The organism is Corynebacterium sp. SCR221107 (assembly GCF_027886475.1).
Lineage (GTDB): Bacteria > Actinomycetota > Actinomycetes > Mycobacteriales > Mycobacteriaceae > Corynebacterium.
In genome coordinates this window covers 2,084,176-2,110,648 of sequence record NZ_CP115670.1, presented here as the reverse complement: position 1 = coordinate 2,110,648, position 26,473 = coordinate 2,084,176, and the positions used below count along the sequence as shown (strand labels likewise).

General features: G+C 59.3%; 23 protein-coding genes. 16 read left to right on the top strand and 7 right to left on the bottom strand.

Annotation, left to right across the window (positions count from 1 at the left end; translation table 11 throughout):
• The first annotated feature begins 26 nt into the window (after positions 1 to 26).
• On the top strand, positions 27 to 1,031 hold the full coding sequence (locus PAB09_RS09045) for an HNH endonuclease signature motif containing protein (protein ID WP_271033355.1): 1,005 nt from the start codon (positions 27 to 29) through the stop codon (positions 1,029 to 1,031).
• Between the two features lie 44 nt (positions 1,032 to 1,075).
• Here the strand turns inward: PAB09_RS09045 and PAB09_RS09040 are convergent, their stop codons facing one another.
• The 4 genes from PAB09_RS09040 to PAB09_RS09025 all read right to left on the bottom strand — a co-directional run bounded on the left by PAB09_RS09040 (position 1,076) and on the right by PAB09_RS09025 (position 4,263).
• Positions 1,076 to 1,903 (bottom strand): adenosylcobinamide-GDP ribazoletransferase, encoded by an 828-nt coding sequence (locus PAB09_RS09040; RefSeq protein WP_271033354.1) that lies wholly within the window; start codon positions 1,901 to 1,903, stop codon positions 1,076 to 1,078.
• Between the two features lies 1 nt (position 1,904).
• The gene (gene cobT / locus PAB09_RS09035; protein ID WP_271033353.1) at positions 1,905 to 2,993 is read right to left on the bottom strand and encodes a nicotinate-nucleotide--dimethylbenzimidazole phosphoribosyltransferase; all 1,089 of its coding nucleotides are present in this window, start codon (positions 2,991 to 2,993) and stop codon (positions 1,905 to 1,907) included.
• A 67-nt stretch (positions 2,994 to 3,060) separates the two neighbouring features.
• Positions 3,061 to 3,603: a bifunctional adenosylcobinamide kinase/adenosylcobinamide-phosphate guanylyltransferase gene (locus PAB09_RS09030; RefSeq protein WP_271033352.1), complete on the bottom strand. Its 543-nt coding sequence runs from the start codon at positions 3,601 to 3,603 to the stop codon at positions 3,061 to 3,063.
• Complete coding sequence (locus PAB09_RS09025) at positions 3,604 to 4,263, bottom strand: DUF3043 domain-containing protein (RefSeq protein ID WP_271033351.1); 660 nt, start codon at positions 4,261 to 4,263, stop codon at positions 3,604 to 3,606.
• Between the two features lie 186 nt (positions 4,264 to 4,449).
• Here PAB09_RS09025 and PAB09_RS09020 point away from each other — a divergent pair, with 186 nt between their 5' ends.
• Entirely contained in the window at positions 4,450 to 4,794 is a 345-nt protein-coding gene (locus tag PAB09_RS09020; RefSeq protein WP_271033350.1) for a HesB/IscA family protein, read from the top strand.
• A 54-nt stretch (positions 4,795 to 4,848) separates the two neighbouring features.
• Here the strand turns inward: PAB09_RS09020 and asnB are convergent, their stop codons facing one another.
• A complete protein-coding gene (asnB, locus tag PAB09_RS09015) occupies positions 4,849 to 6,771 on the bottom strand; it encodes an asparagine synthase (glutamine-hydrolyzing) (RefSeq protein WP_271033349.1) in 1,923 nt (640 codons plus the stop codon).
• 642 nt (positions 6,772 to 7,413) lie between these two features.
• Here asnB and ctaC point away from each other — a divergent pair.
• The 13 genes from ctaC to PAB09_RS08950 all read left to right on the top strand — a co-directional run bounded on the left by ctaC (position 7,414) and on the right by PAB09_RS08950 (position 22,284).
• Complete coding sequence (gene ctaC, locus PAB09_RS09010) at positions 7,414 to 8,505, top strand: aa3-type cytochrome oxidase subunit II (RefSeq protein WP_271033348.1); 1,092 nt, start codon at positions 7,414 to 7,416, stop codon at positions 8,503 to 8,505.
• Positions 8,506 to 8,528: 23 nt separating this feature from the next.
• Positions 8,529 to 8,981 carry an aa3-type cytochrome oxidase subunit IV gene (gene ctaF / locus PAB09_RS09005; protein WP_271033347.1) on the top strand — a complete coding sequence of 151 codons (453 nt, stop codon included), beginning with the start codon at positions 8,529 to 8,531 and terminating at the stop codon, positions 8,979 to 8,981.
• Positions 8,982 to 9,602: 621 nt separating this feature from the next.
• Positions 9,603 to 10,220, top strand: coding sequence for an aa3-type cytochrome oxidase subunit III (gene ctaE / locus PAB09_RS09000; protein ID WP_271033346.1), 618 nt, complete (start codon positions 9,603 to 9,605; stop codon positions 10,218 to 10,220).
• 68 nt (positions 10,221 to 10,288) lie between these two features.
• Positions 10,289 to 11,185: a cytochrome bc1 complex diheme cytochrome c subunit gene (gene qcrC, locus PAB09_RS08995; RefSeq protein WP_271033345.1), complete on the top strand. Its 897-nt coding sequence runs from the start codon at positions 10,289 to 10,291 to the stop codon at positions 11,183 to 11,185.
• Positions 11,182 to 12,405, top strand: coding sequence for a cytochrome bc1 complex Rieske iron-sulfur subunit (qcrA, locus tag PAB09_RS08990; RefSeq protein ID WP_271033344.1), 1,224 nt, complete (start codon positions 11,182 to 11,184; stop codon positions 12,403 to 12,405). The genes qcrC and qcrA overlap by 4 nt, the downstream gene beginning before the upstream one ends.
• A complete protein-coding gene (qcrB, locus tag PAB09_RS08985; protein ID WP_271033343.1) occupies positions 12,405 to 14,030 on the top strand; it encodes a cytochrome bc1 complex cytochrome b subunit in 1,626 nt (541 codons plus the stop codon). Before qcrA ends, qcrB begins: the two co-directional genes overlap by 1 nt.
• 911 nt (positions 14,031 to 14,941) lie before the next feature.
• Positions 14,942 to 15,556, top strand: a complete 615-nt coding sequence (locus PAB09_RS08980; RefSeq protein WP_271033342.1) for a C40 family peptidase — start codon at positions 14,942 to 14,944, stop codon at positions 15,554 to 15,556.
• A gap of 96 nt (positions 15,557 to 15,652) precedes the next feature.
• Positions 15,653 to 16,789, top strand: a complete 1,137-nt coding sequence (locus PAB09_RS08975) for a glycosyltransferase family 4 protein (RefSeq protein WP_271033341.1) — start codon at positions 15,653 to 15,655, stop codon at positions 16,787 to 16,789.
• A 112-nt stretch (positions 16,790 to 16,901) separates the two neighbouring features.
• Positions 16,902 to 17,852 (top strand): ROK family glucokinase, encoded by a 951-nt coding sequence (locus PAB09_RS08970; protein WP_271033340.1) that lies wholly within the window; start codon positions 16,902 to 16,904, stop codon positions 17,850 to 17,852.
• Positions 17,853 to 17,939: 87 nt separating this feature from the next.
• The gene (locus PAB09_RS08965; protein ID WP_271033339.1) at positions 17,940 to 18,680 is read left to right on the top strand and encodes a lysophospholipid acyltransferase family protein; all 741 of its coding nucleotides are present in this window, start codon (positions 17,940 to 17,942) and stop codon (positions 18,678 to 18,680) included.
• A gap of 213 nt (positions 18,681 to 18,893) precedes the next feature.
• On the top strand, positions 18,894 to 20,057 hold the full coding sequence (locus PAB09_RS08960) for an acyltransferase family protein (RefSeq protein ID WP_271033338.1): 1,164 nt from the start codon (positions 18,894 to 18,896) through the stop codon (positions 20,055 to 20,057).
• Between the two features lie 156 nt (positions 20,058 to 20,213).
• Complete coding sequence (locus PAB09_RS08955; protein ID WP_271033337.1) at positions 20,214 to 20,747, top strand: polyadenylate-specific 3'-exoribonuclease AS; 534 nt, start codon at positions 20,214 to 20,216, stop codon at positions 20,745 to 20,747.
• Between the two features lie 148 nt (positions 20,748 to 20,895).
• Positions 20,896 to 22,284, top strand: coding sequence for a class II 3-deoxy-7-phosphoheptulonate synthase (locus PAB09_RS08950; RefSeq protein ID WP_271033336.1), 1,389 nt, complete (start codon positions 20,896 to 20,898; stop codon positions 22,282 to 22,284).
• A gap of 52 nt (positions 22,285 to 22,336) precedes the next feature.
• On the opposite strand, the gene PAB09_RS08945 is transcribed toward PAB09_RS08950, so the two are convergent.
• Complete coding sequence (locus tag PAB09_RS08945; RefSeq protein ID WP_271033335.1) at positions 22,337 to 23,506, bottom strand: glycosyltransferase 87 family protein; 1,170 nt, start codon at positions 23,504 to 23,506, stop codon at positions 22,337 to 22,339.
• A complete protein-coding gene (pknB, locus tag PAB09_RS08940; protein ID WP_271033334.1) occupies positions 23,493 to 25,811 on the bottom strand; it encodes a Stk1 family PASTA domain-containing Ser/Thr kinase in 2,319 nt (772 codons plus the stop codon). The genes PAB09_RS08945 and pknB overlap by 14 nt, the downstream gene beginning before the upstream one ends.
• A gap of 224 nt (positions 25,812 to 26,035) precedes the next feature.
• Here pknB and PAB09_RS08935 point away from each other — a divergent pair, with 224 nt between their 5' ends.
• Positions 26,036 to 26,407, top strand: coding sequence for an Rv2175c family DNA-binding protein (locus PAB09_RS08935; protein WP_271033333.1), 372 nt, complete (start codon positions 26,036 to 26,038; stop codon positions 26,405 to 26,407).
• Positions 26,408 to 26,473 lie beyond the last annotated feature (66 nt).

Below are 26,473 nucleotides of genomic sequence, written 5' to 3'. Positions count from 1 at the left end.
GGCTACCGCTACCTAGTCTGGTGGGCATGAACCCCGTCGACCAGCTTGCAGCAGTACTTTCCAACCCGCTCGCCCTCATCCAGGACGCCGCCGGGTGCACAATTGCTGCGCTTGTCGCACGCGGACTACCCGAAAACACAGCCACCGACCTGAAAACCCTCGCCACGGTGTACTACGGCACCACCTCCTACACCAGGATGCAAGCCACCTGCCGGGAAACCATAGACTCCCTCGGGCTCACCCTCGCCCACCTCGAAATCATCGAAACCTGCACCCGCAGAGTCACAGGCGAAAAAACCACATGGCAACTACGCCGCGACCTAGTAAACCTCGGCAACCTGCCCACCGGACAGTTCGCCACCCGCGCACGCGCAATCACCAACGACTACGCAACCCCACCGGCAAGGTTAGTCAAAGGCGTGAGCATCAACCGCAACCGCAACAACCTCTGGCAACTAAAAATCAACGGCGAACCAGCCGATATCGACACACTTTACGAAACACTCAAAGAACTGCCCGACCCAGCCAAAAACTTCCCCCACACCGGCACCATCACCAAAACACTTCGCCCCATCGTGGCCATCCCCCTAGACAAACTCACCACCGTCCTGGATGCCACAGGAGACGAAACCACCTTCACCTGCTCCGATGGGGTCACACGCACCAGCACCCAGATCGTTGCCTCCATCCTTGATGACCAGTGGGGGTTCGGGCTTATCCACCCCGTTGACGGACCCGTCGACCTCGTGCGCTCCTCCAGGTTTGCCAACAAAAAGCAACGCGACCTAGCCACCCTCGAATCCTTAAGCTGTGCCCACCCGGACTGCAATAAACCAGCCGATGAGTGCCAAATCCACCATATCCATGCGTGGAATCGGGGCGGGACCACCGCAAGTAAAAACCTCACCATGCTATGCGCCTTCCACAACGGAAGAAACGACGATGACCCCAGCACACCCAAACACGGCCGCATCCAACGCACCAACGGCCACCCCACCTGGACCTACCCACCCTGGCACCCCAAAGCCTAAACACACCAAAAAAGGCCCCCACCAGGGGGCCTGCGAAGCATGCCTTAAATCAGCGGAAGGGCGATAGCAAACAGGGCGGCTGTCACCGAGGCGTTGGTTTCCATGATGAATCCGGTGGTGTCGCCGTTGAGGCCGCCGAAACGCTTGCTGCAATGCCGCGCCAACGCCACCGCCACGCCGAGCGCAACGGCAAGGACGCCTTGGCAGATGAGCAGCAGGGCGGCGTCGTCAAGCACCCGGGCTGCAAACAAACTCGGCACGCAGGCAACGAAAAACCAACAGGCCGTCCACCAAGTCTTCGCCGTGCCGATCATCATGGCGCCGAAGCCGGTCGGCTTCATCGGGTGAAAATGCTCGTTGGCGCCGACGGGGCCGGTGATGCGGGCGAAGAAAGGAATGAGGAAGACGATTACGAAGGCTTGCGGGGTGGCGTCGACGATCGCCGCGATGGAGGCGACCTGAACGAGCATCGCCAATAGAGCGCTTCCCATCCCGATCAGGCCGGCGTGCGGGTCGGCTAGGATCTCCCGGGCGCGGGCGGGTTCGGCGTAGGAACCCAAGGCATCGGCGACGTCGGCAAGGCCGTCGAGGTGCATGAATCGTGTGAACAGCGCCCAGGACACCACGACCAGCGTGCCGATGAGCAAAGAAGAAACACCCAGGGCCTGCAACCCGGCGACGATTACCGCCGCCACCGCGCCCAGCACCACCCCGACGACCGGCAGGGAGGCCATCACGCGCGCGCCGGTCGTGCGATCGAAGGCGCTGGCCCCCTTGATCGGCAGCACCGTCAGCCAGCTCAGCGCCGTCGCGGGACCCTCGATGAGTGCTGGCCCGTGTTCGCCTTCGACGAAGTCGACCTTGCCGGACACGCTAGTCCTGGATCTTATCGTCGAAGCGGTTGGTGGGCACCGCGCCCTTACCGGACACGCCCGCGGAATCGAAGGTGGCCATGTCGTTCATGATGTCGCAGGCCATCATCACCAGCGGCACCGCGGCCGCCGCGCCGGAGCCCTCGCCCAAACGCAGGCCCAGCTTCAGCAAAGGCTCGAGGCCAAGGTAGCGCAGCGCGAAGGCGTGCGCGGGCTCGGCGGATTGGTGTCCGGCCTGCATCCAGTGACGCGCGCCCGGTGCCATCTTCTCGGCGAGCATGGCGGCAGCAGTGACCACGACGCCGTCGAGGAGCACCGGGGTGCGGCGCACGGCAGCCTGCGCAATGAAGGCGGCCATCGCGGCCAGCTCCGGGGAGGTGACCTTGCGCATGAGGGTGAGGATGTCGTTGCGGTCGCGGCGCGCGCGGAACATCGCGTCGCGCACGGCGGCGACCTTGCGCTTCCACCCCTCGTCGTCGACGCCGGAGCCGCGTCCGGTGACCACCACCGGCTCATTGTTGGTCAAAAGCCCGATGATCACCGCCGAGGGAGTGGTGTTGCCGATGCCCAGATCGCCCGCCATGAGCAGGTCGGCGCCGGCGTCGACCTCCTGGTCGGCGATGCGCTTGCCGATCTCTATCGCGCGCACCAGCTGCTCCTGGCTCATCGCGTCTTCGTAGTCGATGGAGCCGCAACCCTTGCTCACGCGTTCCTCGCCGAAGGCATCGTGGAACAACGAGATGTCGGCCACGCGGATACCCGTGCCGGATTGGCGGGCCACCGCATTGACGCCGGCGCCGCCGCGGCGGATGTTGTCCGCCATCTGGATGGAAACCTCGATGGGGTAGGGGGAAACACCCTTCGTCGCGATCCCGTGGTCGCCCGCGAAGACCACCAGGCGGGGGCGTTCAATCTTGCGGGGCGGGACCTGCGACTGGCACGACGACAGCCACACCCCCAGAGCCTCCAAGCGCGCCAGGGAGCCGGTGGGCTTGGTCAGCGTGAGCTGAAACTGGCGGGCTTTGTCCGCAAACTCGGCGCTGGGGGCGTCGATCTTGGGGAAGAAGTCAGAGGGCTGCGGTTGTGACATCGTTAATCAGTTCTCCCAGAAAAGTATTGTTTTGTCTAGACCCACCTCATTCTAGAGCGAGGGTCTCCTACTTCAGCGCCAGCGACTGACCGGCCACCACCAGATACACCCGGTCGCTAAGCGCGGCCATCATTTGATTCAAGGTGCCAATCTCATCCCTGAAGAGGCGTCCAGCGTGATGTTCGGGGATGACCCCCATGCCCACCTCGGGGCTGACCAGGATTACCTCCACCGAATCGGGCACCTGCTTGCAGGCTGCCGCCAGGTGCTCGTAGAGCTCGTCGAGCTGGCCGCGTGGGCCGTCCCACCCGCCGAGGGCATCGAGGTGGGCGGTGACCCAGGTGCCGAGATCATCGACGAGAACCGTGCTGGGGGCGGCCGGTGAACGTCGGAAAGCATGTAGCACGTCGATGAGGTCGCGGCCGTCTTCGGTTTCCCAGTGGGCAGGACGGCGCGCGACATGGGTGGCAATCCGCGCGCGGAAGTCTGCGTCGAACTCGCCCGAAAAAGGACGGGCGGTAGCCACGTACAGGCAGGCCCGGTCGCCCACGACTTCCTCCGCGAACTGTGACTTGCCCGAACGCGCCCCGCCCAGAACCAGGGTCAACAACTACTTGACCTCGGCACCGATTTCCACACGCGGCTTAGGCGAACGCCAGCGCCGCGGCTGCGTGGCGCGACCGTAGGCATAAAAACCCAGGCTAAAGCCGGACTCGGTGGTGTTCGGGAACTTCTCGCGGGTTGCGCGCGAGGCCTTGCGCCCGAGCCAAAAACCTTCGACGGCGAACACGACCATGATGACCATCGCGATGGTAGACACCCACATGCCGAAGGTGGGCTGCCGCTGGCCGATCAGCAGCAGGGCCAGCAAGACGATGGCAAACGGCATCACCCAGTTGTTGATATAGCGGTGGGAATCGACGAAGTCGCGCACAAAGCGCTTCTCCTGTCCCTTGTCGCGCGGCAAGAGGTACTTCTCCTCGCCACGATCCATGGCGGCCTGCGCTGCCGCGGCACTACGGCGGCGTTCCTCTTTTTCCTTGGCTTTATATTCCTTCCATTCCTCTGGGGACATGGAGGCCTTGAGCTCTTTGCGCTTCTTGCGGTTGTCGGAATAGCTATCGCCCGGCGCAAAGCGGGACTCGAAGGATCCGGCGTGAGCCTGAGCCTGCTTGCGTTTGGGGGTTGCATGGCCCTTCTTGGGGGTATGAGCCTTGGAGGCCGCAGAGGTTGCGGCTGGGTCGTTTACATCCTGGTTGCCGTCATTCACGCGTTCTAGGCTACCAATCACGCTTGCTGTAGCCGAAATTTTCTGCTTTCCGACGACCATGGTCGGCGGGGAAGTGGGAATAAACCGGTTGCGGGGGTAGTTATAGCGAACAAGGCTAGAATGCCTGTTGCTGCTAGAGTGGTGGCACAAAAGGGCAATTTCTCGTTAATTCAAGGAGATGTGACTATGACGGCACCGTCAACCAACACCGGCGTTTTCTTAAGCGATGCTGCAGCAGCTAAGGCAAAGGCACTGCTTGAGCAGGAGGGCCGAGACGATCTTTCTTTGCGCATCGCCGTGCAGCCGGGTGGTTGCGCTGGCCTGCGTTACCAGCTTTATTTCGATGACCGCTCCCTCGACGGCGACAAGGTCGATGAGGTCGGCGGCGTTCGCTTGGTCGTCGACAAGATGAGCGTTCCTTACCTCGCGGGTGCCCGCATCGACTTCGCGGACACCATCGAGTCCCAGGGCTTTACCATCGATAACCCGAACGCAGGCTCTTCTTGCGCCTGTGGAGATTCCTTCAACTGATCTGGCTAAGGAAAAAATCCCGTCACCGTGAGGTGGCGGGATTTTTTGTATGGCCTAGAGGTAGACGGGGTAGTCGCGCTGCTCGATACCGGGATCGATGCGGCCTTCGACAAAGATGCCATGCCAGACCATGAACGCCAGCACCGTCCACAGGCGGCGGGAGTGGTCGCTGGCGCCTGCGCGGTGCTCGTTGAGCATCTGCATGACGGCGGTCTTGTTGAAGATATCGTCGGTCTGCGAGGCGGTGATCTGGTCCTGGGCCCAGCCGAAAAGCTCGTCGCCGGCGAGCCAGTGGCGCATGGGCACGGGGAAGCCCAGCTTCTTGCGGTGAAGGACGTGGGCGGGCACGATCTGCTCCATCGCCTTACGCAGGGCGTACTTGGTGGTGCCGTGGCTGATCTTCATGTCGTAGGGGATGGTCTCGGCAACCTTGAAGACCTCGCGGTCGAGGAAGGGCACGCGCAGCTCGAGGGAGTGCGCCATGTTGATCTTGTCGGCCTTGACCAGGATGTCGCCGCGCATCCAGGTAAACAGGTCGAGGTGCTGCATCCGGGCCACGGGATCCATGTGGCGTGACTGGGCATAGATGGGGGCGGTGACCTCGCGGTGATCCCATTCGGGCTTGGCCCAGGGGATGACGCGCTGGATCTGATCAAAGTTGAAGGAGCGGGCGTTGCCGTAGTAGCGCTCCTCCATGGTCATGGAGCCTCGGTTGAGCAGAGACTTGCCCTTCATGCCGTCGGGAAGCACCTTGGAAAGCTGGCCGAGACCGCGGCGCAACGGGGTAGGAATCTTCTCGAAAGGCGCTAGCGACAGCGGTTCTTTGTAAATGGTGTAGCCGCCGAAAAGCTCGTCGGCGCCTTCGCCGGAAAGGACCACCTTGACGTGCTTGCGGGCCTCTTGGGCGACAAAGTACAACGGGACCAGCGATGGATCGGCCACCGGATCGTCGAGATACCACATGATCTTTGGGATGGCGTCGGCGTATTCCTCGGGGGAGACGATCTTGACGATGTGTTCAACGCCAATGGCGGCGGCCGACTCGGCAGCGACGTCGACCTCGGAATAGCCCTCGCGCTCGAATCCGGTGGTAAACGTCAAAAGGTTGGGGTTGTGGCGCTTGGCCAGGGTGGCGATGGCGGTGGAATCGATGCCACCGGATAAGAAGGAACCCACGGTGACGTCTGCGCGCATATGCTTTTCGACGGAATCCTCCAGGGCGCGGGCGATGCGGTCGAAGAGTTCTTGCTCCTTGCCCTTTGCCACCTTCTGGGCTGGGAATTGCGGTCGGAAATAGCGGGTCTGCTTCAGTTCCCCACCGGGGGTGACCACGGCCGTGCAGCCGGATTCGAGGCGACGAATGCCCGTGTGCAGGGACTCCGGCTCGGGAACATACTGCAGGTCGATGTAGTGCTCGATGGCCCTGCGGTCGAGGCTTAAGTCAACGCCCATGTCCTCGGCCATCTCGAGGATGCACTTCTTTTCGGAGGCGAATGCCGTACCGGCTTCTGTGGTGGCGTAGAACAGCGGCTTGATGCCGAAAGGATCACGCGCGAGGAAGAGCTCCTTTGATTGGGTGTCCCAGATGGCAAAGCCGAACATGCCACGCAGGTGGCGCACGACGTCGGCGCCCCAGTGGTGATAGCCCACCACGATGGTCTCGCCGTCGCCGGAAGTATTAAAGGAATAGCCGAGTTCCTGAAGCTCCTTGCGTAGCTCCACGTAGTTATAGATCTCGCCATTGAAGGTCATGGCGTAGCGTTCTGGCTGATCCTTTGGCCCCCAGCGCAGTGGCTGATGAGAATGCTCGAGGTCGATGATCGAGAGTCGGTTAAATCCGAAGACGGCCGAATCATCGTGCCACGTGCCGGCCTCGTCGGGACCGCGATGCCGCATGCACGGCAGAGCCTTCTCGACGGCCGAGGTGAACTGGGCGGCTGAACCATCGGCGCTTAAGAATCCAAGGAGTCCACACATGTCCGGGTGAGGCCTTCTTCCTTAATCTATGTATCTGAAACAATATCGAGCTTCCCCTGCAACATCTAGCTTTCGGACTTGACTATGGCCGCCAAATGCGATGGGCAGTAAAGAAGCGTTGTTACAAGGCTACTCGCGGAGTGGGTTGTTCGTTAAAAGGGGCGCGTAGGAGGCGTCGGAAAGTCAAGAGGGAGTACAAACAGCAAGGTGTCAAGGCAGGTAAAGGTGGTGTTAGCCACCAACTCGGGCTAGGGCGCTATCCAACTAAAGTTGTGGTGACTCAAACTTGGGTTTGAGGGGCGGTGTATTTAAAGGCTATGAGCTGGCAAAACAACGCTGGGGGTGACCCCGGTGTGGGTTGTAGGTATCCATAAGTTTGATATAGCTGCATTGGAATGTGAGATGGGTAACAGGCGAATTTCCGCAGGTTAAGCAAACACCCTAGTAACGCAGCAAACTTGACCTTAAAACCGAGAATTGCGGAGCATTTCAGTGAGGCCGGCGTCCCCATTTGTTGAGGAAAAAGGCCGTTCATACGCTATTCTGCCTAATTAGACGTGGCTATTTGAGAATGTCTCATGCGATGCCATGGATATTTGAGAAAGTCTTTGGAATCTAGTGTTTAAAGGAAGGCAGACGCGCGTGAATCAGCAGCAGAAGCGTGGCTTTGGCCGTAAGGCACTGCTCGGTGGTGTCCTTGGATTCGGTGGCCTCGCACTTGCCGGATGTGACGTCGAAGCACCTGGTGGCGTCTTGGGCAAGGCCCTGGCGTTCGGGTGGCCAGAAGGTATCACTCCCGAGGCAACCGCGATGTACAACTTCTGGGTGTGGACCTGGGTTACCGCCTGGATCATCGGCTTTATTATGTGGGCGCTTTTCATCTACGGCCTTTTCGCTTGGCGTGCCAAGCGTGCTGAGAAGGCAGGCAAGGGTGAGTTCCCTCGTCAGACCCAGTACAACATCCCATTGGAGCTGGTACTTACCATCGTTCCGATCGTGATCGTTATGGGGTTGTTCTTCTTCACGGTTCAGGCTCAGGACAAGGTTACGGCCTTGGATAAGGATCCAAAGGTGACGGTGGACGTCACGGCATACCAGTGGAACTGGAAGTTTGGATACCAGTCGGTTGCGGCAGAGCTGAGCCCCACCGGATCCGACTATGACGGTGTCGATCAGGAGCGACAGGCACAGGCCGAGGCTTCCGAGGTTGACCCGGACGGTGAGAATCCGATCAACGGTCGCTCCAAGTCGGACGTTTCTTACCTCCACTTCAATAAGATCGAGACGCTGGGTACCACCTCAGAGATTCCGGTTTTGGTTCTCCCGTCCAACACGGCCATCGAATTCCAGCTCGCCTCCGCTGACGTTTCCCACGCCTTCTGGGTGCCGGAGTTCCTCTTCAAGCGCGACGCCTATGCTCACCCGGAGGAGAATAAGCAGCAGCGCGCGTTCCAGATCGAGAAGATTGAAGAAGAGGGCGCATTCGTCGGTCGTTGTGCCGAGATGTGCGGTACCTACCACGCAATGATGAACTTCGAAATCCGTGTCGTGTCCCCGGAGAAGTTCAAGCAGTACATGGAGATTCGCAACGAAGATCCTGCTCTACCGAACTCTGAGGCACTGAAGCAGATCGGTGAGGCACCATACGCAACCAGCACCAGCCCGTTCAACTCCGACCGCACCAACACTCGCGATGGTGAGAACGCGGTCGACAACAACGGCGCAGCGGCTTAAGTCAGGGAAGAGGTTTACATACAATGAAGGCAACTTCCAAAATCATGTACAGCATGGCCATCTTCTTGGCCATCGTGACCGCCATCTACTTCTTTGGCACTATGTACGTTCAGGATGCTGGCCACCTTCACTTGGAAGGTCAAGGCTCGCGTAACTTTGAATGGGCCGGTGGCGTGTCTTTGGTTCTGGCCACTCTGTTGGCTCTCATGCTCGCTAGCTACTTGCACTTCACCGATAAGCGCATCGACGTCCTTCCTGAGGATTGGGAAGAGGCGGAGATTCAGGACGGCGCTGGCACGCTCGGCTTCTTTAGCCCTAGCTCCATCTGGCCATTCGCGATGAGCATGGCAGTGCTTGTCCTCGGTCTCGGCATCATCTACATGCACTACTGGATCATTGTTGCAGGCGCTATCCTGCTCATCTGGTCCACCACCATGCTTAACCTTCAGTATGGTCTTCCAAAGGAAAAGCACTAAGGTTTCTGCACCTGTGTCGACTAAGCCAATAGGCTCTAGTCTCACGCGCGTCTGTTAACCCGGTTTCCTACCGCTTCGTGGTAGGAAACCGGGTTTTCTTTTGTCTAAACAAAAAGTCGACGAAATAAAAAAGTCACGTGATGATATGTTTCTCGTGCTCCATTTTTCGATTTCGGCTTAAAAAACGTCGTGCGTGGGGTTTGAAAAGTTCCCGTGGAGACCGAAAAAGTGCAAATAGTTCCTAAGGGGTGTAAAAAATCTAAAAATAATGCAAAACCGCAGGTAAGGCTAGGTCAATCTAAAGTATGATCCGCACCAAAAACCGCCCGGCTAAATGTGAGATAACTCTCAATAATTCGGTTGCAATATTGCGAGTTTAAGAACTCAAAAAACGGGCGGAATGGGGAGGGGGAATGTGGTTTTTGAAACGGGGTTAGGTCTGGGTGTAATGACCTGCGAAAACGATGCGTCGTTGAAAAGGGGTAAATAGTTCCATGGTTCCCGAAGAAAAATAACACCGAAATTAAGTGGAGAAAACAACTACGAGCTGGATCTACAACCTTTGATAGGGAAGGGGGGCTTGAGGTGACTTACGCAGGTGAAACAGTCATACTAGAACACGTGACGAGCGCAATTGGAAACAAAGATATGGCAGCACCACAACGTGTTGCGGCACTAAACCGTCCGAACATGGTTAGTGTCGGCACGATTGTGTTCCTGTCTCAGGAATTGATGTTCTTCGCCGGCTTGTTCGCGATGTACTTCACCTCGCGTGCAAATGGAATCGGAAACGGGTCGTGGAAGGAAGGTGCTGATCACCTCAACGTCCCTTACGCACTGGCAATCACCGTGATTCTGGTGTCCTCCTCTTTCACTGCACAGCTTGGTGTGTTCGCAGCAGAGCGTGGTGACGTATTCGGTCTGCGTCGTTGGTTTAGCTTGACTATCCTTCTTGGCGCAATCTTCCTGGTGGGTCAGGGGTATGAGTACTTCCACCTGGTTGAGAATGGGATGACCATCCCGAGCTCCGTCTACGGCTCCACGTTCTACATCACCACGGGCTTCCACGCAGCACACGTGCTTGCTGGTGTCTTGGCCTTCGTTGTGGTGCTCCTGCGTATCAGCAAAGCGAAGTTCACGCCGGCTCAGGCTACAGCCGCAATGGTGGTGTCCTACTACTGGCACTTCGTTGACGTTGTCTGGATCGGACTCTTCATCACCATTTACTTCATTCAGTAGGCCGTAGCGGCCTGAGCACTATGCTCCGGCCTACAGCCCTTCACTTTCCGCAACGAGACATAAGGAAAATGATGGATAACAACCCTCAAACCCCCGAAATAGTCGACGAGACCGTGGAGGCCACGAAGGCGAAGAAGGTGCGTGCACGTCGCAAGGCGCGTCGTACCGTCGCTGGTGCAATGGCCCTCGCGTTCGGTCTCACCGGCGCGGGCATCATCGTCAATGCAGTAACCCCTGACGCACAGGTGGCCACCGCCGCAAAGGATGAGCAGGCCCTCATCCAGGAGGGCAAGGATCTCTACGACGTCGCTTGCGTGACTTGTCACGGCGTAAACCTACAGGGCGTCCAGGACCGTGGTCCTTCCCTCATTGGTGTAGGCTCCGGCGCCGTGTACTTCCAGGTTCACTCCGGTCGTATGCCGATGCTGCGCAACGAAGCTCAGGCAACTCGTAAGACGCCGCGCTACTCCGAGGCCCAGACCTTGGCGCTGGCTGCCTACGTGGAAGCTAATGGTGGCGGTCCCGGTATCGTCACCAACGAGGACGGCACTGTAGCTATGGAGACGCTGCGTGGCGCCAATTATGATGGCAACATCGATCCCGCAGACGTCGCCCGAGGTTCGGACCTCTTCCGCCTGAACTGTGCATCCTGCCACAACTTCACCGGTCGCGGTGGTGCACTGTCTTCTGGCAAGTACGCGCCAGTTCTCGACCCTGCTAACGAGCAGGAGATCTACCAGGCAATGCTCACCGGACCACAGAACATGCCTAAGTTTTCAGACCGTCAGCTGTCTGCCGACGAAAAGAAGGACATCATTGCCTTCATTAAGTCCGCAAAGGAAACCCCATCTCCGAGCGGTTGGAGCCTGGGTGGCCTCGGCCCAGTTGCTGAGGGCATGTTTGCTTGGCTAGTCGGCATTGTGGTCCTTGTGGCCGCAGCTCTCTGGATTGGATCGCGTTCATGAGTAATACACACGAGAAGAACTACACAGATAAAGAACTCGCCTCGATGAGCAACGAGGAGCTGGCCCGTCTCGGCACCGAACTTGACGGCGTCACGGTTGCTTACCGCAAGGAGCGCTTCCCGATCGCCAACGATCCAGCAGAAAAGCGCGCTGCCACGAAGGTTGGCGTTTGGTTGGTTATCGCCATCGTCGCCGGCCTTGGTTTCTTAGCAACCTACTTGTTCTGGCCTTGGAAGTACAAGGGTCTCGGGGATGAGGGGCTGTGGACCTACACGTTTTACACCCCGATGCTCGGCCTCACCGCAGGCTTGGCCATCCTCTCTCTGGCGTTCGCCGTAGTCATCTACATCAAGAACATCATGCCGGAGGAAATTGCTGTCCAGCGTCGTCACGACGGTCCTTCCGAAGAGGTTGACCGCCGCACGATCGTTGCACTGCTGAACGATTCTTGGGAGACGTCGACGCTCGGTCGTCGTAAGGTCTTGAAGTCCCTCCTAGGCTTCGGTGGTGTGCTTGCCGGCCTCGTAGTTATCGCTCCGCTGGGCGGTATGGTGAAGAATCCATGGAAGGCCGGAGCGCTGGGCATCCAGGGTGACGGTACGCTGTGGACCTCCGGTTGGTCGCTGACCGATCGTAAGGGTGTCAAGGTCTACCTCGGTCGCGATACGGGTGCTATCGCCGAGAAGCACGAAAACTCCACGGGCGAGCACTACACCACTCACGGTGTCACCCGCCTGGTGCGTATGCGCCCGGAGGATCTTGCCGCAGCTGCAATGGAAACTGTTTTCCCGCTGCCGGAGGATCTCGTCAATGACGGCGACCGTTACAACAAGGAAGCTGCCGTGTACGAGGAGCACATGCACTCCATCCACGGCCCTCGTAATGCCGTTATGCTTATTCGTCTGCGTTCTTCCGACGCTGCTAAGGCAGTTGCTCGCGAGGGACAGGAGGACTTTCACTACGGCGATTACTTCGCATATTCCAAGATCTGCACGCACATCGGTTGCCCGACCTCCCTGTACGAGGCTCAGACCAACCGCATTCTGTGCCCGTGCCACCAGTCGCAGTTCGATGCTCTGCGTTGGGGCAAGCCAGTCTTCGGTCCGGCTGCCCGCGCTTTGCCACAGCTGCCGATTACCGTTGACGAAGAGGGTTACCTCGTTGCTGCAGGCGACTTCATTGAGCCTGTCGGCCCGGCATTCTGGGAGCGTAAGTCCTAATGAGCACTAAACTCGCTGAAATTGGCAATAACATCGACTCGCGATACACCGCGGCGTCGGGAATCCGCCGGCAGATCAACAAGGTCTTCCCAACTCACTGGTCCTTTATGCTCGGTGAGATTGCACTCTACAGCTTCATTATTTTGCTGCTGACCGGTGTTTACCTGACCCTGTTCTTTGATCCGTCGATCACCAAGGTCATCTACGATGGCGCATACCTACCGCTCAACGGCATGGAGATGTCTCGTGCATACGAGACTGCTTTGAACCTTTCCTTCGAGGTTCGTGGTGGTCTTTTCATCCGTCAGATGCACCACTGGGCAGCACTGATGTTCATGGTTTCCATGACCGTTCACATGCTGCGTATCTTCTTCACCGGTGCGTTCCGCCGCCCGCGTGAGGCTAACTGGATCATCGGCTGCGTGCTGCTTTTCCTGGGCATGGCCGAAGGCTTCATGGGCTACTCCCTGCCTGATGACCTGCTCTCCGGTGTTGGTCTTCGCATCATGTCCGCCATTGTTGTCGGACTGCCGATCATTGGCACCTGGCTGCACTGGCTGATGTTCGGTGGTGACTTCCCATCCGACATCATGCTCGACCGTTTCTACATCGCGCACGTTCTGATCATTCCAGGTATCATCCTCGGACTGATCGCAGCTCACCTGGCTCTGGTGTGGTACCAGAAGCACACTCAGCTTCCTGGGCCGGGTCGCACTGAGAACAACGTTGTCGGTATCCGAATCCTCCCGCTGTTCGGCCTGAAGGCAGTTGCATTCGGTCTGATTACCGCGGGTGTGCTCGCACTGATGGCTGGCCTAACCACCATCAACGCCATTTGGATGCTTGGCCCATACAACCCTGCTCAGGTCTCCGCTGGCTCTCAGCCGGATATCTACATGCTGTGGACAGATGGTGCCGCTCGCGTCATGCCTGCGTGGGAGCTTTACCTCGGTAACTACACCGTTCCTGGTGTGTTCTGGGTTGCCATCTTGGCTCTGGTTATGGTCGTCCTCCTGATCACCTACCCCTTCATCGAGAAGAAGATCACTGGCGACGACGCCCACCACAACCTGCTGCAGCGTCCGCGTGACGTACCGGTTCGTACCTCGCTTGGTGTTATGGGCTTGGTGTTCTTCAACCTATTGACCCTGTCCGGTGGTAACGACCTGTTTGCTTACCACTTCCAGATTTCGCTCAACGCCATGACTTGGGTTGGTCGTATCGGTCTGATCGTCCTGCCACCGCTGGCATACTTCATTACATACCGCATCTGCATCGGCCTGCAGCGTTCCGACCGCGAGGTTCTGGAGCACGGCATCGAGACCGGTGTCATCCAGATCATGCCGAATGGTGCCTTCATTGAGGTTCACCAGCCGCTTGGTCCGGTTGATGAGCACGGTCACCCGATTCCGCTGGAGTACCAGGGCGCAGCTGTCCCGAAGCAGATGAACCAGCTCGGCTTCTCTGGCCACCCGGGCCGCGGCTCCTTCTTCACGCCTGATTCTCCTGAGATCGCTGCTAAGGCAGCCGAGATCGAGCACGAGAACCACCGCGAAGAAACCGCAATGCTCGAAAACCTCAACCGCGCTAACCGCGCTAAGGACGAGGAAGAGGGCCGTATCTAAAGCTCTCCCAACGCGCTCGTAATAAGCCCGCTGATTCCCTTTATTGGGAGTTGGCGGGCTTGCGCATTTGTATGGAGTCTGCTGTCCATTATCTGCCTCTGTGCTCGCGCTTGTGACGACTGCGTGCTGGTGGCTGTTGAGAAAGCATGTACGCCCCATCGTGGCCTTGCAGGCCTTGCGAGTAAGCGGTTTTCGCCAGACCAGGGCGATCAGTATTCCTATATATACATATATTGAGTGGGCATCAGAAATTTATTTATGCGAAGCCAGGCCCTCGTTGGGCTTTATGTGATGGCCTTGGATGTGTTAACGAAAGGTGCTTGCTGATGTCGGTCGCCCTGCCACACGTTGGAGAGTAAGAAATTCCGCGTAAATCTGCTCAAATGCTGTTTGAGGGGCTTATCAAAGCAGTAGTGTGATGTAAAACACAAGCGTATTAATATAAGGTTTCGATGGACCCAATTTTGTAACAAATTGATAACTTCGACCCCGGACCTGGGTGGTGGATTGGTGCAGGTGAGCGAGCTATGGTGGCAATTTTGCGCCATGGAATCGTCCGGCTTCCCTAGGCTGAGGAAATCTCAGGAATGGAGCGCGTTTTCTAAGTAACGGGTTTATAACGGGATGGTTACGGACTTGAATATTGGACAGAAGCCGGAATCGTTTCGTAACCTAATCGAGACATTTAAAGCGACGAGCCGCAGTCGTGACGTCAAGAAAAAAATCGAAAAGCCTTGCTGGGTGAAAGCGAAAGAAAGTTTCTTTCGGAATGAACCTACACATCCTCGCAACTACATGCGCGCGCATCGCACGTCGGTGTCGCCGATCGCCCCACGGGGCGAGGATCGCCGAAAAGTAGCGATGTTTCCGCGGTAGAGGAAAAGGGCGTAGACAAGTTTGGAGATTCATTCGTGGCTAAGCACAGTCGACGTAATCACAAGGTAGCCCGCAACGCGGCAATCGCATCCGCCGCCGTCGTTGGAGCAACGGCTACCCTGACCGCACCGGCTCAGGCTGCAGAGGTTGTCATTCCTGGCACCGGCATTTCTTTCGATGCCCCTGGTATCGAGAACATCCAGGGACTTTCGTCGGTTCCCGGCATTTCCAACTACATCCCTTCCCTGGCTAACCAGGGTGGCGCCGCTGACTACAGCGCGTTGGTGAACACGGCATCTTCTTCCAATTCTGGCCAGGCTATCGTTGATGCCGCGCGTTCGAAGATTGGTTCGCCATATGTGTGGGGTGCCGCAGGCCCTAACGCATTCGACTGCTCCGGCCTAACTTCGTGGGCTTACGCGCAGGTGGGCAAGTTCATCCCGCGCACGTCTTACGCTCAGGCTGCACAGGGCACCCCCGTTTCTCTGGATCAGCTTCAAGCTGGTGACATTATCGCCTACTACTCTGGTGCCTCCCACGTTGGTATTTACACCGGTAACGGTACTGTGATCCACGCTCTGACCGAGGGGGTTCCGCTGCAGGAGTCGCCTTTGAACTACATGCCGATCCACTCGGCCGTTCGTTTCTAATCCGAAGCCACAACATTGAAAGACCCAGCCACCGCACAAGGTGACTGGGTCTTTTTGGTGTACAGAGGGTAAAGCTATTTTTGATAGGGTCGAGGCATGCCTCGAGTGTTGTTGGTAACCAATGACTTCCCGCCTACATTGGGTGGTATCCAGTCCTATCTACGTGACTTCGTTGCCACCTTGCCGCCGGAAGACGTTGTCGTCTTTGCCTCCACCCAGGATCCGGCGGCGGCGCAGTCCTACGATGCGCAGGTGCCGTATCGGGTCATTCGTTGGCCTCGAAAGATCATGGTGCCCACGGTGGGCACCGCCCGACGCATGCAAGAGATCATTCGCGAGGAAAAGATTGACACGGTCTGGTTTGGCGCGGCTGCACCTCTGGCGCTGATGTCGAATGCCGCGAAGGTGGCCGGCGCGGCGCGGGTCGTGGCCTCCACACACGGGCACGAGGTTGGGTGGTCGATGCTGCCGCTTGCTAGGCAGGCCTTGGGAATCATCGGCCGCGATGCCGACTGCATTACCTACATCTCCGAGTACACCCTGGGGCGGATCGGGCGCGCTTTTGGCGGTAGACGGAAATTTGCCCATCTGCCCTCCGGCGTGGACGTGGATCGGTTTACACCCGCCAGTCCGGCAGAAAAGGAGGCGCTGCGGGTGCGCCTTGGCTTGGGCGGGCCGGGACCGTTCATCGTCTGCATTTCACGTCTGGTAGCCCGCAAGGGGCAAGACCGCCTAATTCAAACCCTGCCAAGGCTGGTCCAGCAGTATCCTAGCCTCCAACTTGTCATCGTAGGTGGCGGGCCCTATGAAAAGACATTGCGCTTGCTTGCCGACGACCACCGCGGGCACGTGCAATTCCGTGGCAGGGTCAGTGATGAGGAGATGCTGGGCTTGTTGCGCGCTGCTGACGTGTTTGCGATGCCGGCACGAACGCGCGGTTTCGGGCTCGATGTCGAGGGCTTGGGCATCGTGTACCTAGAGGCGCAAGCGTGTGGTGTACCGGTGCTGGCGGGGGACTCTGGCGGAGCGCCGGAAACCATGGTGGAGGGCTGTGGCTTCGTGGTCAAAGGCGGCAGCATCGATGAGGTCGCTGGTGGGCTGACCAGGATACTAACCGACCGCGACGCCGCCGCCGCGATGGGGAACGTGGGGCGTGCGAACGTCGAAAAGCACTGGACGTGGGACATCATGGGGGCACGTCTGCGCAGCATATTAGGCTACGCGAAGCCCTAGATAGGAACTTTTGCCTCCACTTGGTAGAATTCTAGGGTTAATGTTTGCACGCTGAGTGCAAGCTTCGCGAGGAGTTATTCTCGCATGAGATGGATGTGAAGGCGGAGTGTGCATGGTGAATAAGCCGGGATCTGTGACCGTCGGATTCGATATCGGCGGCACCAACATGCGGGCCGCGGCTGTGACTGAAGGCGGCGAGATCCTCGACTCACAATCGGTGCCCACACCACGCACAGCCCACGACCTCGAGGAGGGAATTGCCAGGCTCGTCGCGGACCTCTCTCGCGAGCATGATGTGGCCGCCGTTGGTCTGGCGGTGGCGGGCTTTTTGGACCCCGAGTGCGAGGTCGTGCGTTTCGCGCCGCACCTGCCGTGGCGCGATCGCCCAGTGCGCGCCGAACTCGAGGCGCTGCTCGGTGTGCCGGTGAAGGTCGAACACGATGCCAACGCGGCGGCATGGGGTGAATATCGCTTCGGCGGCGCCCGCGGCGTGGATAATTGGGTGCTTTTTGCGCTCGGCACGGGAATCGGTGCCACGTTGATGCATGAAGGCGAGATCTACCGCGGGGCTTTCGGCACCGCCCCTGAATTCGGGCACCTGACCATGGTGCCAGGCGGACGTCAGTGCGCCTGCGGGAAACGTGGCTGCCTGGAGCGTTATTGCTCGGGGACCGCGGTGGAAGAAACGGCCCGGGGGCTGCTAAGTGAATATAACGGCGAATCTGCTCTGCGTCACCTACAGGCCAACAACCTACTCACCGGCAAGAACGTGATGGAGGCTGCCCGCGGTGGCGATGAGCTCGCGCTGCGGGTCGTTGACGACTTCGCGGCATGGCTGGGCAGAGGATTGGCGATCGTCGCCGACGTACTGGACCCAGGCCTTATCTTGCTCGGCGGCGGGGTTTCCAAGTCGGCGGACCTGTACCTCGATCGCGCGCGAGAATACATGGCCGAGAACATTGTCGGGTCCGGCTACCGCCCGCTGGCACGCGTAGTCTGCGCCGAACTAGGCGCCGATGCGGGTATGATTGGCGTTGCTGATTTGGCCCGCCAACGCGTCTAGGTCGGGCTACAGTTCGTGGGTGTGGAAATGCTTTTCCGCCCCCTTCGTTCATGCATTCCATCTGCCGAAAGTGGTGCCTTCAAAGCGATGAATAACAAGTGGTACAAGTTCTTCAAGTCCATCCTCATTGGCCCCTGGCTGCGGCTGTATAACCGTCCCGAGATTGAAGGGCTGGAGAACATCCCCACTACCGGACCGGCAATCTTGGCGTCGAACCACCAGGCCGTGATGGACTCGTTTTACCTGCCACTGCTGTGCCCGCGCCAGCTGACCTTCCCGGCGAAGCAGGAGTATTTCACCGGCACCGGCATCAGCGGCGCGATTCAGCGGTTCTTTTTTACCTCTGTCGGCCAGATCCCGCTTGATCGCTCCAGCGGTGACGCGGGCGAGGCCCTCCTTGCCGCAGGGAAGAGCGTCTTGGGCAAGGGCGATCTCTTTGGCATCTATCCGGAGGGCACGCGTTCGCCGGACGGACGCATTTATAAAGGGCGCACGGGCATGGCTCGCCTGGCCTTGGCGACGGGGGAGAAGGTCATTCCCATCGCGATGATTGGAGCCCGCAACGCCAACCCGATCGGGACCGTGGTTCCTCGCCCGGCGAAGGTGCGCATCCGGGTGGGTGAGCCGATCGATCCGGTGGAGTTTGTGCGTTCCAAGGGTTTCGAGCCCACGCAGCGGGAGGCCGCTCGTGTGTTGACGGATCACGTGATGGCGCAGCTGGTGGATCTCACTGGTCAGGACTATGTGGACATGTATGCAAGTGACGTGAAAAAGGCCCTTGAAGCGGGTCAAGGGTTGCCCCAAGCGACGGGGCGGCCACACGTGTAGGCGCCTGTGAAGAAGAAGGGGCTCGGAAGGCTAATAGCTGGAAGGGCCCCGTTTTTGCTGGTTAAGGCGATGCTGGCGACGTCGGCAAGCACCTGCCTGTGGCAACGAATAAAGCAAGCCTTACTTTCATCATTATTAGATTGACGTTAGGCTTACAGGAAACTCACAGGAAGCACTAGGTAAACGGAATCTAAACCGGGGCAAGGAAATGGGATGCAACAAAGACTGTCGTGGCCGGATATCTCCCGCGGCCTCTCGATAATCGGCGTTGTCCTTCTCCACGTCACCATGGCCGTGCCCGACGGCGCGAAGACCGTCCTATACGGGATCAACGGCATGTTCGCGCCGCTGCGCATGCCCCTGTTTTTCGTCGTGGCCGGGTTTTTCGCGGTGAAGGTGAAAAACATGTCCCTCATGCAGCTTTTCACCAAGCGTCTCTGGTTCCTCCTCGTGCCTTTTGTGGTGTTCTCGCCCATTGAAGCATGGCTCAAGCGCGCCGAACTCAACTACGCGCTGGACAAGGAATTCCCCGAGTTCAAGGAATATGTGCAGGCCGTGCTCACCGGCCAGGGAATGTACTGGTTTCTGCACGCCCTCATCGGCTTCACGCTGATTCTTTGGCTCAGCAAATTCCTGACCCGGTGGGCGCGGTGGAGCCTGCTCGGACTTGCGGTTGTCGGCCCGGGGATCCTCGCGTCGGGTCTAATGGTCACCCACTTCCCCGACATAGCGGCGCTGCCGTATCACCCGTACTTGCCGTTTCTCGTGAAGTACTTGTGCTACCTGCCGCCGTTTCTGCTCGGCGCCTACCTGCGCCCGGCGATCGCCACCTTTGCCGAGCAGGCCTTCCATCCTTTTGCCATGTTTCTCGCGGCCGTGACTTTTTGGATGGGGTATACCCTCCTGTCGGCAGCTCCAGGGCCGTGGAAGGACACCACCAACACCATGGCGTCGCTGCTTTTTCTGCCTACGGCGGTATGGTGTGCGGTTCTCATCGGCTATATCCCCGTCATCGGTCGCGGAGTGCGGTTTATCGGCCGCCACACCATTGAGGTCTATATCGGGCACCAGCTGGCGTTGACGGCCGTGTTTGGGTTCTTCTTCCGCTACCGGGAGGAGGGCATTTCCCTTGTCGCTGAGAACGTCGTGGACACCACGGCGTTTTGGGTGATGGTGTGCATTCCCATCGCGTTTGCTGGCGGGCTGGTCATCTATGCCATAGAAAAGGTCCCGGTTATTGGCTGGAGTGTGAAGCCACCTGCAATTGCCCCGCTTGCCGACGCCGCCAAGACGCGTGTGCGCACACTGCTTTTCGCGCCCGCCCAGGACGCACTGGCATCGCCTGCGTGGGATCCATCCACGCGGCGCGATACCTAAAAGGCTAGGGCTGGCCTTGTGGGCACTGCGCAATCTTGCTAACTGGCCTGATGACAGGCGGGTAGAGGGTGCTTGGCTAAGATAAAGCGCGCGGCTTTCGCCGCAGCACAAGGCAGCACAAGAAGGAATGCTCGAAGAAGGCGAGGCCGATTACAGATGCGATATTTCTATGACACCGAGTTCATAGAAGACGGCACTACCATCGAGCTCGTTTCCATTGGCATCGTGGCCGAAGATGGGCGCGAGTACTACGCCGTGTCCACTGATGCCGATCATTCCCGCGCCAGCCGCTGGGTGCGCGACAATGTCCTCAGCAAGCTCCCCAACCCCTCACATCATGCATGGAAGTCCCTGGACACCATCAGGCGCGAGGTGTTGAGCTTTCTGACCAGTGTCGATAACCGCCCACAGCTATGGGCATGGGTGGGCGCCTACGACCACGTGGTGCTCGCGCAACTGTGGGGGGATATGTCGGGATTGCCCAAGCAACTGCCGCGCTTTACCCGCGAGCTCAAGCAGTACTGGGAGATGGCCGGGCGCCCGGCGCTACCCGTGCTTCCCGACGGCAACCACGATGCACTCGTCGATGCTCGCCACAATGTGGAAAAGTTCAAGGTGTGCATGCGGCACCTCCCCCTGGATAAGCGCGATCGGGTTCGGGTGGATGGTGTGCTGGGGGCGAACGCCTAACACGTCGGTAGGCGCCTTGGGCGATAAAGCTCCTGAGGTGCGTGAATGAAAGAAACTTTTTTGTGGCGTCAGCCGGGTACTTTTGGTAGGTCTTATAGATGGGTCACCGGTATATAACTTTTGCCAACCATATGCTAAACATGAGTGTGTGAGTTGGACAGTAGATATCCCTAAAGAAGCACTTCCCGATCTTCCACCATTGCCGGGTGAGCTGCAAAAGCAGTTTGAAGATGTAATCTCTCGTGACGCAAAGCAGCAGCCTTCTTGGGATACTGCAGCGGCGGAAAACGTCCGCAAGATCCTTGAGTCGGTGCCGCCGATCGTCGTAGCCCCCGAGATCCGCGAGCTTAAGAAGCAGCTCGCCGACGTTGCCCTCGGCAAGGCATTCCTACTCCAGGGCGGTGACTGCGCTGAGACCTTCGAGTCCAACACCGAGCCGCACATCCGCGCCAACATCAAGACCCTGCTGCAAATGGCAGTTGTTTTGACCTACGGCGCCTCCACCCCCGTTGTGAAGATGGCGCGCATCGCAGGCCAGTACGCGAAGCCGCGTTCCTCGGATCTCGACGGCAATGGCCTGCCGAACTACCGTGGTGACATCGTCAACGGCGTCGAGGCCACCCCGGAGGCTCGTAAGCACGATCCTGCCCGCATGATCCGCGCCTACGCTAACTCCTCGGCAGCCATGAACTTGGTCCGCGCTCTAACCCAGTCGGGTACCGCTGACCTGTCGCGCCTGAATGAGTGGAACCGTGAGTTCGTTGCGAATTCGCCGGCGGGTGCTCGTTATGAGGCACTGGCCAAGGAAATCGAGCGTGGCCTGCAGTTCATGACCGCCTGCGGCGTGAGCGATGAAACCCTGCGCACCGCGGACATTTTCGCCTCGCACGAGGCACTGCTGGTCGATTACGAGCGCGCCATGCTACGCCTAGCCAAGGACGAAGAGGGCAACACTGAGCTCTACGACCTCTCGGCTCACCAGCTGTGGATCGGCGAGCGCACCCGTGGCATCGAAGACTTCCACGTCAACTTCGCAGCACTGATCGCCAACCCGATTGGCATCAAACTCGGCCCGACCACCACCCCGTCGGAGGCCGTGGCTTACGCGAACAAGCTGGACCCCAATTTCGAGCCGGGCCGTTTGACCATCGTCGCGCGCATGGGACACGACAAAATCCGCTCCGTGCTGCCGGGCATCGTGCAGGCAGTGGAGGAGTCCGGACACAAGGTCATCTGGCAGTCCGACCCCATGCACGGCAATACCTTCACGGCCTCCAACGGTTACAAGACCCGCCACTTCGACAAGGTCATCGACGAAGTCCAAGGTTTCTTCGAGGTTCACCGCGCCCTCGGCACGCACCCGGGTGGTATCCACATCGAGCTGACCGGCGAGAATGTTACCGAATGCCTGGGCGGCGCCGAGGACATCACCGATGTCGATCTGCCAGGCCGCTACGAGTCCGCCTGCGACCCGCGCCTGAACACCCAGCAGTCGCTGGAGCTGGCATTCCTCGTCGCAGAGATGCTGCGTAACTAAGCAGAAAAACGACTAAAACCCCCGGTTCATGAACCGGGGGTTTCGTGCATGGCTATTTGTTTCTCCGTACCTGCGGGCGAAGCGCCACCACGATAATCACCGTGAGGGCGAAGATGACATAGTGCATGCCCATCACCTGTTGCAGCGCACTCCACGCCATCTCCACCTGGTGATCGTTGGGCAGCATGGTGTGGAAGTCGAAGAAATACACCATGAGGATCGCCCACACCGCGAGCAGATAATGACGGGCGAAGTACAAGGCCATCGTGGCCGGGACCAACCAGACCCAGTGGTGGGACCAAGAGACCGGGGACACCACCAAGCAGCCGAGGGCGACCACGATGAAGGCGAGGAAATCCAGTCCAGCGAGGTGTGCGCGACGGGCAGCAACATACGCCAGGATCGTAATCAGCACGGTGCCCACCAACCAGATGAGGCGGGTATCGGGGGCGATACGGGCGTTGAGGCCGGACAGGGAGACGTTCATCGCGTATTCGAGGTTGCCGATGCGCCCGTTGTCGAAGAGAACCGAGGTGAAATAGGCGACCGTCGTGGCGGGATGGAATACGGCCGCCAGGGCGGTCGCGCCGAGGAACCCGCCGATCATTCCCGCGACGCCCTTCCAATCGCGGCGCGCGAGATAGTACAGCCCATAGTAGGCCGGGGTGAGTTTGATGGCGGCGGCAACACCGATAAGGATGCCTCGGGGAAGTTTCTTGAAAACTCCGGTGACGTCGGCGAGCACCAACACCATAAGAACAAGGTTGATTTGGCCGAACTCGAAGGTGGAACGAACCGGCTCCGCAAGCAAAGCGAAAGGAACCACCCACAGCGCCTGTACCCACGGATTAGGTTTGTGGAAGTAGGCCAATACGGCGGCCACAGAACCCCATAGGGACACAGCGGACAGGGTGATGATGATGGCCTGGACTACCTCTTGCGGGAACAATGCCAGGGGGCTAAAGAACAGGGCGCCAAAAGGCGGGTAGGTAAACGGCAGGTCGATGAGGCGGGTGTGGAATAGCTGGCCGTACAGGTTGCCGTTGCCGAGATATTCCTTGGCGCCGAGGCGGTAGACATCTACATCGAGGAGGTAGCGAAATACCTGCCCCTCACCGCGGAGCAGCCAGTAAATGTAGCCGACGGAAAACGCCGCGCCTACGATGGCTGCGATGACACCCAATCCGCCTGGTTTCGCGATGCGAGTCCTAGTTTCGTGCACGAATGCTAACCTCAGTTCCTTCTTCCACCTGTGATCCTGAGCCAATGCTCAAAGGGCTTTGCCAGTATACCTTTGCGTTATTCGACGATGACCCGCTCACCTTCACTTCAAGGCCGGCATCCTCGAGGATGGTCGTGGCCTCCTTGACGGTCTTGCCAACCACGTTAGGAACCTTGACCTTGCCCACGAGGACGAGGTTGACGCTGGTGGTGGCGGGGTCAATCAAGGAGCCGGACTTCGGCGAGGTAGAAGACACCTGGGTGGCAGAATTACCGACTGCGGAGGTTGAGCGGGTGACCTCGCCGACCTTGAGACCTGCGTCGGCTAGCAGGGAGGTGGCCTCCTTTTGGGTCTTTCCTGCCACATCGGGAACCTCGATGGCCGTGGAAACCGACACCGTCACGGCGGATCCCTTAGGAACTGTAGTCCCGGCCTCTGGTTCGGTGGCAAAAGCGTCGCCCTTGCCTTCGTCGGGGGAGAACTCCTCGCGAACCGAGACCTTCAACCCGAGCCCTTCCAGCTTGGAGACGGCATCGTCGCGCGCGAGACCAGTCACGTCGGGGATATTGACCGGTGCGGGGCCCTTGGAGGTGCGGACGGTGACCGTGGAGCCCACAGAAACGGCTGTGCCCACCGCAGGATCGGTGGACACGATAGCTCCGCTAGGTACGTCTTCGGAAAAGACCTGGTCGCCGGTTTTTAGTGATAAGGTGCGCTCGTTTAAGGCCGCCTCGTAGCTAGCGACCTGGCCGTCGCCAGGCAACTCGGGGACAGTGGGTTTGCCCAAGGACACTAACACCGTGATCTCATCGCCTTTGACGGCGCGGTCCCCGTAGGCCGGCTGGGTGCCCACCGTGTGCTTGGCCGCTATCTCATCGCTGTAGACCTCGGAGGTGGTGGTGCTAAAGCCAGCGTCTTCGACGGCGGCCACCGCCTGGATCTGGTCCATCCCCAACACCTGTGGGATTTCGCCGTACCTGCCGGAGCCGAACCACCAGGCGCCAAGTGCCACCGCGACGGTAAAGGCGATGACGGTGGTCAACCAGACGATGAAGCCCCCCTTACCCCGGTTGCTCACCTTCGCCTTGGGCGAAGGCGCCATGCCGGCAGGTGCGGGTGAAGTGGCGTCTTCCTCCCGCACTGGCAGATAGTGCGGCTCGAGGCGCTGGGGCTGGGCTGCGGGCATGCTGGCTGGAAACAGCGCGGTTTGTTCCGGCGCCGGTGGCTGGGCAGGTGGGTTGTTAGCGCCGTAAGGATCGAGATGCCGGGTCTGATGCGATTCCAGGCCCCGGTCATAAACCGGTGGGGCCTTGGGGGCCTGCTCGCTCAACATGCGGGTGGCGGCTGCGGAATCGAGCTCGTCGCGCGGGATGTCGGCGGTGAGCAGATCCGTCGGCGTGATGGCCGGTGAAAGCCCTTCGGAGGCGCGGTGTGCTGCGGAATTGCGCGGTACCGGCACCACAAATGCTGGTAATTTCAGTTCCTGAGAAACGTCGTGGAGTGCGGAGAGGAACTCGCCCGCGTCGGCGAAACGCTGGTCGGGATCGCGCGCGGTGGCCGAGGCGACGAGCTCGTCGAAAAGCTTAGGCACGCCGTCGATGCGGGTGCTTGGCGCGGGCACTGGCTTATCCAGCCGGGCGTAGGCGTGGGCGAGTTGGGTATCGCCGCTAAAAGGTGTGGCCCCGGTCAACAGCTCGAATAGCACAATTCCCGCGGAATACACATCGGAGGCCGGGGTGATGTCCTCACCGGAGACCTGCTCGGGTGACAGGTAGGATACGGTTCCCACGATCTGATTGCTGGTGGCCTGGGAGGCGGAGGCCGCCCGGACGAGTCCGAAGTCGGCGAGCTTGACCTGATGATCACCATTGATAAGGATGTTGTCGGGCTTGATATCGCGGTGAACCATGCCGGCGCGGTGGGCGACATCGAGGCCGGTGAGAACGGCAACGAGCACGGCGGCCGCAGCGTGGGGTGGCATGGGGCCGCGTTCGGCGAGCAGCTCGCGCAAGGTGCCGCCGGTAATCAGCTCCATGATGAGGTAGACGAAGTCACCTTCGGAAGAAAAATCGTAGACCCCAACTAACTGTGGGTGTGACAGTTGCGCCATAGAGCGGGCTTCGCGCTGAAAACGCTGCCTGAAGATGGGATCGCCCACGTAGCGGTCATCCATCACCTTGGCTGCCACATTACGACCCAAGCGAAGATCGACACAGCGGTACACGGTGGACATACCGCCGCGGGCAATGGGTGCCTCAATGCGGTAGCGTCCTTCTAATACATCGCCGACCTTCAACATAGTCATGGCATATAGTATGGACGACTCGCGCGACATTTTGCCAACCCGTGTTCGAATCGTTATCGATGTTCGCCACCAGCAAACAGGCCCGCACGCTGCAGTAACGCGATTGCACTGAGAGGCCAGGCGCACACGGATTGGCCTATTTCTACCATGGCCTGTGTGCGTCGGAAAGCAATAATAAAGGGTGCAATCGGCGGCGGTGGGGGCAAACGGCTACATTTACTACTGTGAGTAATCATCAACCCGTTCCACTTTCTGCTTTGCCCGCGGACGAGCCCGTGCTCAGCGTTCCGGAGTATGCCGAGCGCCTCGGCGTGCCCGTGACCCGCGTGTTCGACGCCCTCGGCGATCACAAGCTCATCGCCGTTGTCGACAATGGGGTCAAGAAAATCCCCGAGGCGTTCCTTTCCGCGAAAAACACCACGAACAAGTTCGTGCCCGGCGTCATCGCCTTGCTTGCTGATGGCGGCTACAGCGACGCCGAGATCCTGCACTACCTGTTTACCGAGGACGACAGCCTGCCCGGCCGCCCCATCGACGCCCTGCATGGCCACCTCGCTCGAGAGGTCATGCGTCGCGCTCAGGCGTCTGCCTTCTAGCGCCTCCTACTCGCCGCCCCCGGGATTGTTTTTCTGAAAAGCCCGGGGGCGGTCTTATGCCCTGCG

Coding starts and splice junctions, on each gene's coding strand:
- cobT (WP_271033353.1), bottom strand. CDS start 2,993: ATGTCACAACCGCAGCCCTCTGACTTCTTCCCCAAGATCGACGCCCCC.
- qcrA (WP_271033344.1), top strand. CDS start 11,182: ATGAGTAATACACACGAGAAGAACTACACAGATAAAGAACTCGCCTCG.
- pknB (WP_271033334.1), bottom strand. CDS start 25,811: ATGACTATGTTGAAGGTCGGCGATGTATTAGAAGGACGCTACCGCATT.
- ctaF (WP_271033347.1), top strand. CDS start 8,529: ATGAAGGCAACTTCCAAAATCATGTACAGCATGGCCATCTTCTTGGCC.
- PAB09_RS08975 (WP_271033341.1), top strand. CDS start 15,653: ATGCCTCGAGTGTTGTTGGTAACCAATGACTTCCCGCCTACATTGGGT.
- PAB09_RS09045 (WP_271033355.1), top strand. CDS start 27: ATGAACCCCGTCGACCAGCTTGCAGCAGTACTTTCCAACCCGCTCGCC.
- PAB09_RS08965 (WP_271033339.1), top strand. CDS start 17,940: ATGAATAACAAGTGGTACAAGTTCTTCAAGTCCATCCTCATTGGCCCC.
- asnB (WP_271033349.1), bottom strand. CDS start 6,771: ATGTGTGGACTCCTTGGATTCTTAAGCGCCGATGGTTCAGCCGCCCAG.
- qcrC (WP_271033345.1), top strand. CDS start 10,289: ATGATGGATAACAACCCTCAAACCCCCGAAATAGTCGACGAGACCGTG.
- PAB09_RS08960 (WP_271033338.1), top strand. CDS start 18,894: ATGCAACAAAGACTGTCGTGGCCGGATATCTCCCGCGGCCTCTCGATA.
- qcrB (WP_271033343.1), top strand. CDS start 12,405: ATGAGCACTAAACTCGCTGAAATTGGCAATAACATCGACTCGCGATAC.
- PAB09_RS09020 (WP_271033350.1), top strand. CDS start 4,450: ATGACGGCACCGTCAACCAACACCGGCGTTTTCTTAAGCGATGCTGCA.
- PAB09_RS08955 (WP_271033337.1), top strand. CDS start 20,214: ATGCGATATTTCTATGACACCGAGTTCATAGAAGACGGCACTACCATC.
- PAB09_RS08970 (WP_271033340.1), top strand. CDS start 16,902: ATGGTGAATAAGCCGGGATCTGTGACCGTCGGATTCGATATCGGCGGC.